The 13,277-nt window shown below is 61.7% G+C and carries 11 protein-coding genes and 1 pseudogene; 7 read left to right on the top strand and 5 right to left on the bottom strand.

Annotated features, from left to right (window positions below; translation table 11 throughout):
- Window positions 1-15: 15 nt before the first annotated feature.
- From PQQ86_RS11130 to PQQ86_RS11110, 5 genes are all read left to right on the top strand, one after another.
- On the top strand, window positions 16-1,554 hold the full coding sequence (locus PQQ86_RS11130; RefSeq protein WP_408266576.1) for a DUF3138 family protein: 1,539 nt from the start codon (window positions 16-18) through the stop codon (window positions 1,552-1,554).
- Between the two features lie 57 nt (window positions 1,555-1,611).
- Window positions 1,612-2,904 carry an NAD(P)/FAD-dependent oxidoreductase gene (locus tag PQQ86_RS11125; protein WP_408266574.1) on the top strand — a complete coding sequence of 431 codons (1,293 nt, stop codon included), beginning with the start codon at window positions 1,612-1,614 and terminating at the stop codon, window positions 2,902-2,904.
- Window positions 2,905-2,977: 73 nt separating this feature from the next.
- Window positions 2,978-3,358, top strand: a complete 381-nt coding sequence (locus PQQ86_RS11120; protein ID WP_408266572.1) for a cupin domain-containing protein — start codon at window positions 2,978-2,980, stop codon at window positions 3,356-3,358.
- A gap of 52 nt (window positions 3,359-3,410) precedes the next feature.
- Entirely contained in the window at window positions 3,411-4,832 is a 1,422-nt protein-coding gene (locus PQQ86_RS11115) for an amidase family protein (RefSeq protein ID WP_408266570.1), read from the top strand.
- Window positions 4,833-4,904: 72 nt separating this feature from the next.
- Window positions 4,905-6,398: an aldehyde dehydrogenase gene (locus PQQ86_RS11110; protein WP_408266567.1), complete on the top strand. Its 1,494-nt coding sequence runs from the start codon at window positions 4,905-4,907 to the stop codon at window positions 6,396-6,398.
- A 415-nt stretch (window positions 6,399-6,813) separates the two neighbouring features.
- Here PQQ86_RS11110 and PQQ86_RS11105 read toward each other — a convergent pair whose 3' ends face one another.
- Together PQQ86_RS11105 and PQQ86_RS11100 are read right to left on the bottom strand one after the other, a co-directional pair.
- Complete coding sequence (locus tag PQQ86_RS11105) at window positions 6,814-7,857, bottom strand: 2-dehydropantoate 2-reductase (protein WP_408266565.1); 1,044 nt, start codon at window positions 7,855-7,857, stop codon at window positions 6,814-6,816.
- Window positions 7,858-7,995: 138 nt separating this feature from the next.
- Window positions 7,996-8,763, bottom strand: a complete 768-nt coding sequence (locus PQQ86_RS11100) for a class II aldolase/adducin family protein (protein ID WP_408266563.1) — start codon at window positions 8,761-8,763, stop codon at window positions 7,996-7,998.
- 220 nt (window positions 8,764-8,983) lie between these two features.
- On the opposite strand from PQQ86_RS11100, the gene PQQ86_RS11095 reads away from it, so the two are divergent.
- Window positions 8,984-9,688 (top strand): Crp/Fnr family transcriptional regulator, encoded by a 705-nt coding sequence (locus PQQ86_RS11095; RefSeq protein ID WP_408266561.1) that lies wholly within the window; start codon window positions 8,984-8,986, stop codon window positions 9,686-9,688.
- 68 nt (window positions 9,689-9,756) lie between these two features.
- Here PQQ86_RS11095 and PQQ86_RS11090 read toward each other — a convergent pair.
- The 3 genes and pseudogenes from PQQ86_RS11090 to PQQ86_RS11080 form a co-directional block, all read right to left on the bottom strand.
- Window positions 9,757-9,974: pseudogene (locus PQQ86_RS11090) on the bottom strand (MFS transporter); the annotation flags it as partial.
- 107 nt (window positions 9,975-10,081) lie between these two features.
- On the bottom strand, window positions 10,082-10,687 hold the full coding sequence (locus tag PQQ86_RS11085; RefSeq protein WP_408266559.1) for an FMN-dependent NADH-azoreductase: 606 nt from the start codon (window positions 10,685-10,687) through the stop codon (window positions 10,082-10,084).
- A 219-nt stretch (window positions 10,688-10,906) separates the two neighbouring features.
- Window positions 10,907-11,665, bottom strand: a complete 759-nt coding sequence (locus PQQ86_RS11080; RefSeq protein WP_408266558.1) for a TetR/AcrR family transcriptional regulator — start codon at window positions 11,663-11,665, stop codon at window positions 10,907-10,909.
- 500 nt (window positions 11,666-12,165) lie between these two features.
- Between PQQ86_RS11080 and PQQ86_RS11075 the strand changes: the two genes are divergently transcribed.
- Entirely contained in the window at window positions 12,166-12,984 is an 819-nt protein-coding gene (locus PQQ86_RS11075; protein ID WP_408266556.1) for an enoyl-CoA hydratase/isomerase family protein, read from the top strand.
- The last annotated feature ends 293 nt before the right edge of the window (window positions 12,985-13,277 follow it).

Below are 13,277 nucleotides of genomic sequence, written 5' to 3'. Positions count from 1 at the left end.
ACAGGGAGATGTTTCATGAAGAAGAGGTTAATTAGCGTGCTGGTGGCCGGGGTGCTGCCGGGGCTGGCCGCGGCGAGTCCGACTGGCGATCAGATCAAGGCGCTGCAGCAGCAACTCGCCGCGCTGCAGCAGGAGGTCAAAGGTCTGCAGTCGCAGCTTGCCGCGAAGCCCGTGTCCAAGCCGGCGCCGGCGAGTGCGGCCGCTGTCGATCCTTCGTCGGCGGATTACGGCCAGGCGCCCGCGGTGCTGAGCAACGACGACCTTGCCGAGCTGAAGCAGCAGACCGCGAACCAGCAGCTGAAAGTCGACGCGTTGACCGACGCCGCCCAGACCGGCCCGATCGCCGGGCTGTCGGTGACTGGCTACATCGATCCTACCTATCTGTATAACCGTGCGGCGGGCACGTCGTCATTCCAGTTTGCGAACCACGAAAACGCGTACCAGTATTACAACAGCACGTTCGGCGATCTATACCTCGATATCAAGAAGATATTCGGTGTCGGCCCGATGGCGCCCGCCGTCGAGGTAACGCTGGCGCCGAACCGCGGCGCCGGCATGTATCTGATGAACGAACACGGCGACAGCGGGCTCAACATTCTGAACACCGCGATTGCGACGGTGCCGCTGACACCGGCCACGTCGGTCGTCGCGGGCCTGATGCCGGGGCTGAGCGGCTACGATGTGCAGCAGTCGAATCAGATGCTGACGCTCACGCACAACCTGTTATTCGACTTCTCGGATCCGGGCAGCTCGATCGGCGCTGGCGTCAACTACACCGGTGACCAGTGGGCATGGAAATTCCTGCTCGGCAACGAGCAGTTCCGCACCGCCGGCTCGGTGACGCAGACCGGCACGAACGCGTTCGGCGATCCGATCACGACGAGCAACCGCATGCCGACGTTTAGCGCGCGGGTCGACTATTTCCGTGGCAGCCAGCTCGACGTCGGCGGCTCGTTCAGCATCGGCCGGCAGACGCTGCCGAGCGCGATCGACCCGTCGACGGGCTCGGTCAGCTATGGCTGGGGTGGCCAGGCGCCGAACGGCTACGGCACGTTCTTCTTCACCGAAGCCGATATGACGTACGCGCTGGCCGACATCCAGTACAACGCCGAAATCGACTACGGCCAGCAACAGAATGCCGCGTGGAACGGCGGCCAGGCGCAGTGGTACGGACTGTCGCTGCTCGCGCACCGGAAGTTCAGGCTGCCGGTGGTCGGGCGGATCGGCGTGACGGCGCGCTACGACTTGCTGGTCGACAGCAAGAACGGCGGCGGCGGTGGCGGGATCGCCCTCAACGGCAACGGGATGGATCCGTATAACGGCTTCGGCGTCGACGTGAATTGCCTCGCGGCGTCGAGCAATCACGGCTTCGAATGCAAGGGCGCGACGCACCAGGATGTCGCGCTCGACCTGCTGTTCTATCCGACCCAGCAGATCACGGTGAAGGTCGAATACCGGCACGATTGGGCGAACCGTCAGGTGTTCCTGCGCAATGACGGTACGTATGCGAAGTCGAACGATCTGCTTGCCGCGCAATTCCTCTACTCTTTCTGATGCGATGCCGGCGCCGGCCCGAAGAAGCTGGGCCGCCGTCGGTCGCGAGGCTTTGTCATGCTCAAGTTTGAAAATCAGGCGCACGTCCCGTCGTATTACGCGGCCACCGCGAACGACCGGACGTGTTATCCATCGCTCGATGCATCGGTATCCGCCGACGTCTGCGTAATCGGCGGTGGACTCACAGGCCTTTCCACCGCGCTCAATCTCGCGGAACGCGGCTACTCGGTCGTGTTGCTCGAGGCGTCGAAGATCGGCTGGGGAGCGAGCGGCCGCAACGGCGGCCAGCTGATCGCGGGTTATTCGTGTGACATCGATACGTTCTCATCCTTCATGCCGGAAGAGGACGTGCGGCGCGTCTGGGCGATGGGGCTCGAGTCGGTGGAGCTCGTCAAGGAGCGGGTCGCGAAGCATCAGATCGATTGCGACCTGACGTTGGGCTATCTGACCGCGGCAAACAAGCCGCGCCATGTCGACGCGCTGCGTGCCTGGCAGGAAGCCGCCGAGTTGCGCTTCGGCTATCAGGGGTACCGGTATGTCGAGCGTGACGAGATGCGCCAGGTCGTCGTTTCGGATCGCTACCTCGGCGGGCTGCACCATGACGGTAGCGGTCACCTGCATCCGCTCAACTACACGCTCGGTCTGGCGCGCGCGGCGCGTGACGCGGGGGTGTCGATTCACGAGGACACGAGCGCGCACGCAATCGGCAAGACCGCGCAAGGCCATCGCGTGGCAAGCGCACGCGGGCAGGTGGATGCGCGCTATGTCGTGCTTGCGGGTAACGCCTACCTCGGCCGGCTCGCACCGGCGCTTGCGCGCAAGATCATGCCGGTGGCGACCTACCTGATTGCGACCGAACCGCTCGGCGATGCGAGGGCAAGCGACACGATGCCTACGGATGCGGCGATCAGCGACTGCAACGCGGCGCTCGACTATTTCCGCTTGACGAAGGATCGCCGCATGCTCTGGGGCGGCAAGGCGAGCAGCTCGACGCGTACGCCGCGCGAACTCGCCGCCGCTATGCGGCGGGACATGCTGAAGACGTTTCCGCAACTCGCCGACGCGAAGATCGACTACGCGTGGGGCGGGTTCGTCGACGCGACGATGAATCGCGCACCGCATTTCGGCCGACTCGAGCCGACCGTGTATTTCGCGCAGGGGTTTTCCGGGCACGGCGTGAACGTCACGGGGCTCGCGGGCCGGCTGATCGCGGAGGCGATCGATGCGCAGGCCGCCCGCTTCGACCTGTTCGGCAAGATCCGGCACCGCGACTTCCCGGGCGGACGCCTGCTGCGCTCACCGATGCTGATGCTCGCAATGACCTGGCACCGGATGATGGACGCGTTTTGAGCCGGCGCCAGCCGGTTCGTCCGGCTGCGCGGCAACTCACCTATATCGAACATTGCACACCTGCGAGGCGCTAATGACAGACATCACCAATATCGTGGACCTGATGCGGGACCCCGCGGAGCTGACCCAATCCCGCGTACCGCGCGGGCTGCTGCTGGCCGGCAATCCGATGCAGACGCTCACGCGTCATTACATCAGTCCTTGCGGACAATTCAGTTCCGGCATCTGGGAGAGCACGCCCGGCCATTGGACGATCGAGTACAACGAGTCCGAATACTGCGAGATGTTGAGTGGCGTGGTGATCGTGCGTGATATGCAAGGGAGCGAAAAGGTGCTGCGCGCCGGGAATCGTTTCGTGATTCCCTCGGGATTTTGCGGCACCTGGGAGGTGGTGGAGGCGTGCAGGAAAATCTACGCGTCGCACGCCCCTCAGGTCGAGCCATCCCACGCGTAGCGCGACAGTTCCACTTGCAACGTCAATCATCGGAATCAACCAGGAGCATGACATGACTCAGGATTTGTGGCGTCTGAACGCTACGGAAATGGTCGAACGCATCGCGCGTCGCGATGTGTCGTCGACGGAACTCACGCAGAGTTGTCTTCAGCGGCTCGAGGACGTGAATCCGCGCATCAACGCGATTGTCGACGTGCTGGCCGACAGCGCGCTGCAGGCTGCGTCGCAAGCCGACGCGGCGATCGCGCGGCGCGAGCCGGTCGGACCGCTGCACGGCGTGCCGGTGACGGTCAAGATCAATGTCGACATGGCCGGCCGCGCGACCACCAACGGTGTGAGCGCGTTCAAGGACCTCGTCGCGAGCGAGAACAGCCCCGTGGTCGCGAACCTGCGCAAAGCCGGCGCGATCGTGATCGGCCGCAGTAACGCTCCGGCGTTTTCATATCGCTGGTTCACCGACAACGACCTGCATGGCCGCACGCTGAATCCGTGGAATCCGCAACTGACGCCGGGGGGCTCCAGTGGTGGTGCAGCGGCTGCGGTTGCCGCTGGCATCGGAGCGATCGCGCACGGCAACGACCTCGGCGGCTCGATCCGCTATCCGGCCTACGCGTGCGGTGTCGCGGGACTGCGGCCGAGCGTCGGCCGTGTACCCGCGTACAACCCGACGCAGGTAAAGGACCGGACGCTTGCGGTCCAGCTCGCGTCAGTGCAGGGGCCGCTGGCGAGAACAGTCCGTGATCTGCGTATTGCACTGGAGGCGATGGTTGGCGGTGATCCGCGCGACGCATGGTGGATGCCGGTAGAGCCGCTCGGCCCGCGCGCGCCGTTTCCTGCGCGCGTCGCCGTCTGTGCGGAACTACCGGGTATCCGTTCCGACGCGGCGGTCGTCGACGCGATCCGGCAGGCGGCAGGCTGGCTCGAGGAGGCGGGCTGCATCGTCGAAGAAGCTGTGCCGCCGCAGATGGCCGAAGCAAGCGCGCTGTGGCTGGACCTCGTCACCAACGAAGCGAGGAGTGGGCTCGGCGACGTCATCATGCAGCATGGCGACGACGCGATTCGTACGGCGTTCGGCAGCCAGCGCCGGCTTGCCGCTCCGCTCGACCTGGCCGGCTACATGAATGGTCTGGCGCGGCGCACCGGCCTGTTACGCGACTGGCAGCGCTTCTTCGAGCGCTATCCGCTGCTGCTGATGCCGGTTTCCTGCGCGCAGCCGTTTGCGATCGACGAGGACCAGCGTGGCGACGATGCGATGCGGCACATCATCGACATGCAGAGTCCGCTGCTTGCGACCGCGTTGCTTGGATTGCCGGGACTCTCCGTGCCGACTGGCGTGCGCGACGGTGTGCCGATGGGTGTTCAGCTTGTCGCCGGGCGCTTCCAGGAGGCGCTGTGCCTTGCCGCGGGCGAAGCGATCGAGGCGCGCGCGGGAACTTGCACGCCGATCGATCCAGTCGGTGCGACGGTGCGTTGAGCGGGTTGAGTCAAGGACAGGTAACGAGGCGCGTGGCGTTCCTGTCAAACAACAGTGAATATAGGTATCCTGATGATTAAGAAAACTTTCTCGGACTGGCAGAATGAAGCCGTTGCGATAGAAATCGAAGGGCGTGCATTTGTCGATGGCGCGCTGCGCCATGCGCACAGCGAAAGGACATTCGCCTGCGTGAGCCCGATCGATGGCCGCGTGCTGGTCCAGGTCGCTGACTGCGGTGAGGCAGAGGTCGACGCAGCCGTCACGGCGGCCCGGCGGGCTTTCGACACGCGGGTATGGGCGGGCATGAATCCGCGCGATCGCAAGGCCGTACTCCTGCGCTGGGCGGCATTGATGCGTGAGCACCTCGAGGAGTTGGCTTTGCTCGAGACGCTCGACGCGGGTAAGCCGATTGGCGACACCACGGCCATCGACATACCGGCTGCTGCGCACTGCGTCGAATGGTATGCCGAGGCGATCGACAAGATGGGCGGCGAGGTCGTGCCGGCCGACCATCACCTTATTGGTCTCGTGACACGCGAGCCCGTGGGTGTTGTCGCTGCGGTGGTGCCGTGGAACTTTCCGCTGCTGATGGCGGCGTGGAAGTTCGCCCCGGCGCTTGCCGTCGGTAATAGTGTGGTTCTCAAACCATCGGAGAAATCGCCGCTTACCGCGATTCGCGTCGCCCGCCTGGCGCACGAGGCAGGCCTGCCACCCGGTGTATTCAATGTCGTGACGGGTGGCGCCGAGCCGGGCAGATTGCTCGCGCTGCATCAGGGCGTCGACTGCATCGCGTTCACCGGCTCGACGAGAACCGGAAGGCAGATCATGGAATGCGCGGCGCAATCCAACCTGAAGCGCGTGTGGCTCGAACTCGGGGGTAAGTCGGCGAACATCGTGCTGCCCGATTACCCCGATCTCGATCGGGCAGCGAAGGCGGCCGCCGACGCGATTTTCTTCAACATGGGCGAGGTGTGCACGGCGGGTTCGAGGCTCCTCGTGCACCAGGATATCAAGGACGCGTTCGTTGCGAAGGTGGTTGCAGCGGCACGTGCCTATGAACCGGGTCATCCGCTCGATCCGTCGGTGACGATGGGGCCCATCGTCGATCGTATCCAGTTCGAGCGCGTGGCGGCTTATATCGAAGCAGGTCGCCGGGAAGGCCGGCTTGTGACAGGCGGCGCGCGAGTCAGGGAGGAAACCGGCGGCTTCTATGTCGAACCGACCGTATTCGAGGTCAAGCCGGATGCGAAAATTGCCCGCGAAGAAATCTTCGGGCCGGTTCTGTCCGTGATCGAGTTCGATCACCTCGACGAAGCGGTGCACATCGCGAACGACACCGAATACGGCCTCGCGGCTGCCGTATGGTCCGGCGATCTGGCGACTGCGCACGAGGTGGCGAGGCGTCTGCGCGCAGGGACAGTCTGGATCAACGGCTACAACGAAGGGGCCGACGACATGAATTTTCCGTTCGGTGGTTACAAGCAGTCGGGCAACGGCCGCGACAAGTCTCTGCACGCGCTCGAGAAATATACGGAGTTGAAGTCGACGATTGTGCGGCTGCGCTAGGTGGTGTTCAGGCTTGCACCGAAAGTGTTTCGGCGCAGGCTAATAACCCGCTGCGCCTCCGCACCGACTGACAACCGGCGAAACTAGGGGGCGGATGCCGGCCCGGCGCTTCCAGCCTTTTGAGGCGCGACTTGCTGGTGAGTGGTTTTTTTGTGAGATTTCTTGCCTGTGCTATGAGCCTTTTGTTCGGCTTTCCGTTGTGTGTCCTGCATCTGCTTCGTCCCGGGGGCGCCTGTCTGTGCCACGACTTCCGGGGCGAATGCGACTGAAACAGCAAGACTTGCAGCGACTGCCAGCGAAACCGCGTAACGACTTTTCATGATTCTCTCCCAGGTCAAACGCCGGGGGGCGTGACCAAGACATCAATCTACTCCATTGATGGCGTGGCCGCGACCTGATGCGCGTGTGTCGGCGTTCAGATTTTTGAGGGCAATGGCAAAGCGATATGCGCTGCGGCCCGCATCTCAGCCAGCAATGCTTTGCCTGACCATGAAGGGCGCACGTTGGCTCGCTCGGCTTCCCGCACGAGTTCGCATAGCCGTGCGTTGACCGGTGCCATTTGTCCAAGGCGTTGGGCGAGGCGCACGACCTCGCCGTTGATCCAGTCGATTTCGGTAGCGCGCCCGGCTGCCAGGTCGTCGGACATCGACGAGCGCGCGAGCGGATCGATCGTCAGCATCGCGCGGCCCAGCCGTTCAAACAACGCATCGGGTACGCTGAGAACACGCGGTATCCACGTGGTTGGAAGCGGCGTCACTCTGGCTGGCCGTATGCCGGCCTGCTTCAGTAGCACGAGCGCTTCTTTTTGCGCCATCGCGAGGCAAAGCCGGTAGGTGCGTTGCGAGAGCTCTTCCTTCAAAGGCCGGTTCGCCAGCGCGTTGATGGCATTGTTGAGGTTGAGCAACAGCTTCGCCCACTGCACCGGCAACATATCGGCGTGCTGGATCAGCGGTAGACCTGCTCGCCTGAACTCGTCGACGAATGGCTGCATGGCCGGTGTATGTCTGATCTCCAGTTGTCCCGCTGAACCTTGATGAAAGGCACCGGGGCCGCGTTCGACGACATTGAATGGCACCATCCCTTCCAGCACCGTGTGCTGTGGCAGCGCAGCGCGCAGCACGTCCGCATTGCCAATGCCGTTCTGGAAGCTCACGACGATCGCGCCGGGGCGTAGCACGTTCGCCAGTTCGGCCGCGGCCGTGGGCGTCGCGGCAGACTTGACGGTGACGAGCACGAGGTCGGCTGCGGCGGCGCTCGCCGCATCCGTCGATACGTCGATGCGCTCCGACGGGGCATGCCAACGGCTATTGTCGTGCCGCGACAGTGTGATGCCTTGATTGCGCAACTGGTCGGCCACGCGTGCACGTCCAATGAAACTGACGTCGCTCCCTCCGGCAAGAAGCCGTCCGCCGACATAGCAACCAATTGAGCCGGCACCGTAGATAAAGATTTTTGCCATTCAGGTTCTCACGTGACTTACCAGATTACGTCCGCGTTGCGTTGAATCGGCAAACGCGGCCTATGACGCTTAATACATGCTTACGCTATTTGTCCGGCATAGGCCATCGTGTGCCGGACATCTTGCGAACGGACTACGTTAGTCTGCATATCCAGGGTTGCGGCGGTCGAGCCGACGCAGCAGGCCAGGCCATACCAGTGCCCCGGGCGTGAGGCCCCGCGTCGCCATCCGGATCTGGTCCTTGATGCCGTCGAGAATCTGGTGCGGGATGGGTGTGAGCTTGCCGCCACCTGACTGGGCGCGCACCTGAATCATGCAGGCTGCTTCAAAAAAGTACATGGCGACGAAAGCGTCCGCCGGCGCCGCGCCGACCGTCAGCAGGCCGTGGTTGCGCAGCATCAGGTAAGTGTTGCTTCCGAGGTCCTGAACGAGACGGGGCTTCTCGGCTTCGTTGAGCGCGATGCCCTCGTAGTCGTGGTAGCCGAGCGACGCCAGCACGCCAAGTGACTGCTGGGAGAGCGGCAGCAGTCCCGCTTCCTGCGCCGACACGGCAACGCCGTTGACCGAGTGCGTATGCATCACGCAATGGGCGTCTTCGCGAGCCGCATGCACGGCGCTATGGATCGTGAAGCCGGCCGGATTGACGTCATGCGGCGATTCGGCAACCTTGCGGCCGTCGAGGCCGATCTTGACAAGCGAAGACGCGGTGATTTCCTCGAACATCATCCCGTACGGGTTGATCAGGAAATGGTGTTCAGGGCCTGGCACGCGCGCCGAGATATGGGTAAACACCAGATCGTCCCACCCGAACAGCGCCGTGAGACGGTACGCGGCCGCGAGATTGACTCGCGCTTCCCATTCGGCAGGTGAAACGTCGTTCTTCAGACTGACAGCAGATGAGGCCACGTCGACACTCCTTATTCGATGGTTCAAGCAATGGAACAACCTGGAATAACCCGGAACAACCCTGAATGGCGCCCTACGAAATCGCTTATTTTGCGCCTGCGACGCAGCAGGTGCCGCAGATGCCGCAGGGTCCAAAGTCATTGCGTCGTCAGATGCGAATTCACATGATGTTCGCGAACCCGCCTAAAATCTGTCGGATACCCGACAGGTCGACGCGCCCATGGAATCCAGCCTGCACCGCTACCGGTCACAACTCGAAACGACCCCATGGTTCCGGGGCCTGCCTGTCGAGTTGCGGGACTATCTGATCAGCCATGCCGGCCTGCTCACGCTGGAAAAGGGCCAATTCCTGTATCGGCGTGGCGAACAGTCGTATGGACTGTACGCCGTGCTGGGCGGCGCACTCGCTATCGGCACAGTCGGGATGGATGGGAAGGAGGCGTTGCTCGCGGTGCTTGGACCGACGGCATGGGTGGGAGAAATCTCGATGTTCGATGGGCTGCCACGGCCGAACGACGCCACGGCCGTCAGCAGGACGTTGTTGCTGCATGTGCCCGGTGCCGCGCTGCAGGACCTGCTCGATTCCACGCCCCGTTATTGGCGCGATTTTGCGTTGTTGATGGCGCAAAGACTTCGGGTTTCGTTCGAGAACGCCGAAGCGATGACGCTGTTGCCAGCGGCACAGCGCGTGGCGAACCGTTTGCTGATGATCGCCGGTGGTTATGGCGGTCTCAACGCCTCGCAGAGCAGGATCAGGGTCTCGCAAGACAGCCTGGCTTCAATGGTGTCGCTGTCGCGACAGACCACGAATCAGTTGCTCAGGAACCTCGAAAGTCAATGCGTAGTGAGTCTGAAATCCGGTGAAATCACCATTCTCGATTTCGACCGTTTGCGCGCAGCCAGTCTCGGCGATCTCAATCCGTAACTGTCACGCCGGTTCGGTGCGCCGCGGGTGAGCGAGTTGCTTACGAATGCGTTTTTTGCCGTCGTCAGGAGATCGCCCGGCCGTCCGCCAAGCAGCAGGCAGCCGCCGAAGGTGAGCATGTCCGCATTGACCACCCATACCAGCGAGGTTTCGGTGAAGCCGAGGTCCGCGGCGATTGACGGCAAGGCAACGTTGACGATCGCGTATCGAGCACGATCATGAGCACGCCGAGGCAGAGAACGATCAGCGCCAGCCAGCGTTTGTTGCTGCGCATGGAATGGGTCATGCAGCGCCCCTCTTCCTTGCTCAAGCAGGTGCAAGCGGATACCCGACGCGCCATCACTCGGCACGATTCGGAAACCCGACTGGCAACCCGTTAATGGCGCTGCTATCTCACGCGGCGAGCGCGGCGGTCTCTTTCTTCGCCGAGGCGATGGCCCCACTGCGTGCGTCCTCACCCATCGCCACGCCTTCTGCGCGAATGAAGGTGATATCGGTGATGCCCAGAAAGCCGAACGCTGCCTTCAGATAGGTTTCCTGATGATCGAAGAAAGCGGCGGGCGAGCCTTCGCTGTAAACGCCGCCTCGCGACGAGGCGATGACCAGCTTCTTGCCGCCGCACAGTCCGATCGGGCCGTGCTCGCCGTAGCTGAACGTCTTGCCGGCGACCGAGATGCGGTCGATCCAGGCCTTCAGTTGAGAGGGCACGCCAAGGTTGTACATCGGTGAGCCGATGACCACGATATCGGCGGCGAGGAACTCCTCGAGCGCGACCTGTCCCAGGGCGACGTCGGCCTTCAATGCCTCGTCGACCGGAGCGCCTTGCGCGGCCGCGAGGTGGGCTGCCGTCAGATGGCCGATCGGCGTGGCGGCCAGGTCGAGACGGGTGACGGTAAGGTCGGAATGGCGGGCCCGGAAGGTCGCGACGACTTCCGCTGACAGATCGCGGCTGACGGAGCCTTGTCCGAGGATGCTGGAATCTACGTGTAGCAGTTTCATGAAAATGATCTCCGAAGTGGCAGACGATGCGTCTGCCGGAAACCCGCACGATAGGCTCCGACCTGCAATCTGGATAGCCTATATTTTCAGATGAAATCCATCGCTTTAGTAGATATATACCTGGCGGAGTGGTGGTGGGTCAGTTTAAGGCGCGAACGACTCGCGGATGCGCGAGTCGTTGCCAGCGAGAGGGATGACCGGGCAGTAACGCGGGATACTTTAGCTGCTCTTCACGCGCGCGGATGCGCGGGGCCGGCTACCGGACTTGCCCGAACGTGATTCGGCCTTGTCCGCGCATGGTGTCTCCGGCTGTTTGCTGAAGACGAGTGTCTCGACCATCTGCCAATACGCATCAACAACGGCTGGATCGGACGCAGAGACATTGCTGGTCGCCAGCATTTCCGGGCCGAATCCAGAGAGCGTCGATGTCAGGCTGATCATGAGGTAGTGCAAGAGGATCGGCTCGACTTTGGGCAAGGTGTTTTCATCCTGCGCCGCGCGAATCTGTGGAATTAGCCAGTTGATCAACGGCTTGAGCACTGTGTCGGCGAGCCATTGCAAACGAGGGCTGTACACGAGGAACTCTTGCAGCATGAAGCGGTGAAACTGGGGAAAATCCACTGTGAACCGGAACAACGAGCGGTACACAAGTTTTACCCGGTCCGCCGCCAGGGCGGGGGGAGTATCCGTCAGATTGGCATCCCACTCATGGCGAATGCGTTCGAACACAAACTCCGCCACCGCCTGCCAGAGAACGTCTTTGGATCGGTAGTGGTAGGTGATAAGCGGATGTTGCAAGCCGATGCGATCCGCGATGCTACGAATACTCGCAGCCTCAAAGCCCTTCGTGGCGAATTCGGCAAGTGCCGCGTTCAGGATCGCGGAGCGGGTTTCCTGCGCCCGCTGCTGCTCTGCACGTTTGAGTTCGGTTGGTCTGCTTTTGTTACCAACGTTCTTGGAACCTGCGCTGTCCGCCATTTGGTTTCTCGATTGGGAAATTCGTTATTGCGTTGCTTCTGTGCTCCGGTGCCTTCCGCCTTCGGACGGACGACCACCCGGTAGGCGTAGCAGGCCGCGAGCGTCAACGAAGGCAGGCTTCGCAACGGTATCACACACTCAGCGCCGAAGCCTGGCCGCGCTGAACCCGTTGAGCACAGTCAATTTGGCCGGCACAGTAACACACTATTTAACGACCGCCGGCCTGATGCGCCAACAACTTCAAGCGAGGCAAGGCACGTCGTTGGTTCGGCAAAAAGCACGAGATTAAAGAGGTTTCGAATCGTCAGACAAAAATTGCGTCGCGCATGCCGCGTACTCAGCCGATACGACGCGCCTTGCCGCTCAATTTTCTTTTAAATTAACATGTTGTAAAGTATAATGAAGCTGACCTGATTGGTCCAGAGGTTCAAATATTCCGCCCGCCCAGCCGACTGCAGAACTGAATCCGGCTACAGATGTAATTCACGGATCAAGGACAGATGGAAAGCAAAATCACGCTGACATCAAGTGACGACATCGCCTTCGTTACGATGGTGAACGAAGCACGCGCGAACTCGATCGACAAGGCGTTCTGCGACGAACTGTTGGGCGTCCTCCGCGAGGTTGAGGGTTCGGCGAAGTATCGCGCAGTGATACTTCAAGCCAAGGGCAGGATATTTTCAGCCGGCGGAGAGCTTCGCCAGATCTTCGACGGAGTGCAGCGTTCTGATTCCTACCTCGAATCGCTAATTACCGCACTGCACGCCACGATCGTGGCGATGCGGCGTTTGCCGATACCTGTGATCGCTAGCGTTCAAGGAGCGGCAGCAGGTGCGGGTTTTTCGCTGGCAATGGCGTGCGACCTGGTGGTCGCGTCAAGCACGGCGCGCTTTGTTGTCGGCTACGCCAAGCTGGGAACATCAAGCGACGGCGGTTTGTCTTTTCATCTCGCGCGTCGATTGGGAGCGCCGAGGGCACTAGAGATCCTGTTGACGCGTGACTCGTTGACTGCGGACGAGGCCAGGCAGCTAGGGCTCGTTCAGAGCATTGCCGAACCCGCTTCCTTGCAGGACACCACGCTGGCGCTCGCGCGGAAAATTATCGACGTACCCGTGACAGCGGTCAGAGAAATGAAATCGCTTGTTGGGATGGTGGCCGAAGATAGCCTTGAGCGCCATCTTGAACGGGAAAACATGCGTTCCTGCGATGCGCGTCGACGAAGGAGTTTTCCGAGCGAGTCGCACAATTCATCGCAAACTCTGAGTCGCCCCGAAGCGCATCGACCTGAAGATAAAAATCTCGTCTCAAGGAAGGTCTGAAAAAGTCCTGAACTGAGACGCTGTTATCTCGCGCGGTCCACACATCCCCATCTCCTTTTCCAGTTGACGTCTTCGTAAAGTCGCTACTGCGCGACGTCGCCATCGATTGCCGATCTGATCGGCAGCCAGGTTCAATCCCTTCCAGATCCCTGCGTGAAGTCAGGTCCCGTTCCCTTCATTCGTCAGGTGAAGGACACCTGGGGATACTCCTATTCAAATTAAACTATACGAACGGAAAATTTAGACATATCCTTCATTCCAGTAGCCCTGATGTGCCAGTTAGCACAGTGCGT

Source organism: Paraburkholderia sediminicola (assembly GCF_046026675.1).
GTDB lineage: Bacteria > Pseudomonadota > Gammaproteobacteria > Burkholderiales > Burkholderiaceae > Paraburkholderia > Paraburkholderia sediminicola_F.
The sequence above is the reverse complement of the archived record's forward strand: the minus strand, read 5'-3'. Positions and strand labels throughout refer to the sequence as shown.

Coding starts and splice junctions, on each gene's coding strand:
- PQQ86_RS11130 (WP_408266576.1), top strand. CDS start 16: ATGAAGAAGAGGTTAATTAGCGTGCTGGTGGCCGGGGTGCTGCCGGGG.
- PQQ86_RS11125 (WP_408266574.1), top strand. CDS start 1,612: ATGCTCAAGTTTGAAAATCAGGCGCACGTCCCGTCGTATTACGCGGCC.
- PQQ86_RS11120 (WP_408266572.1), top strand. CDS start 2,978: ATGACAGACATCACCAATATCGTGGACCTGATGCGGGACCCCGCGGAG.
- PQQ86_RS11115 (WP_408266570.1), top strand. CDS start 3,411: ATGACTCAGGATTTGTGGCGTCTGAACGCTACGGAAATGGTCGAACGC.
- PQQ86_RS11110 (WP_408266567.1), top strand. CDS start 4,905: ATGATTAAGAAAACTTTCTCGGACTGGCAGAATGAAGCCGTTGCGATA.
- PQQ86_RS11105 (WP_408266565.1), bottom strand. CDS start 7,857: ATGGCAAAAATCTTTATCTACGGTGCCGGCTCAATTGGTTGCTATGTC.
- PQQ86_RS11095 (WP_408266561.1), top strand. CDS start 8,984: ATGGAATCCAGCCTGCACCGCTACCGGTCACAACTCGAAACGACCCCA.
- PQQ86_RS11085 (WP_408266559.1), bottom strand. CDS start 10,687: ATGAAACTGCTACACGTAGATTCCAGCATCCTCGGACAAGGCTCCGTC.
- PQQ86_RS11080 (WP_408266558.1), bottom strand. CDS start 11,665: ATGGCGGACAGCGCAGGTTCCAAGAACGTTGGTAACAAAAGCAGACCA.
- PQQ86_RS11075 (WP_408266556.1), top strand. CDS start 12,166: ATGGAAAGCAAAATCACGCTGACATCAAGTGACGACATCGCCTTCGTT.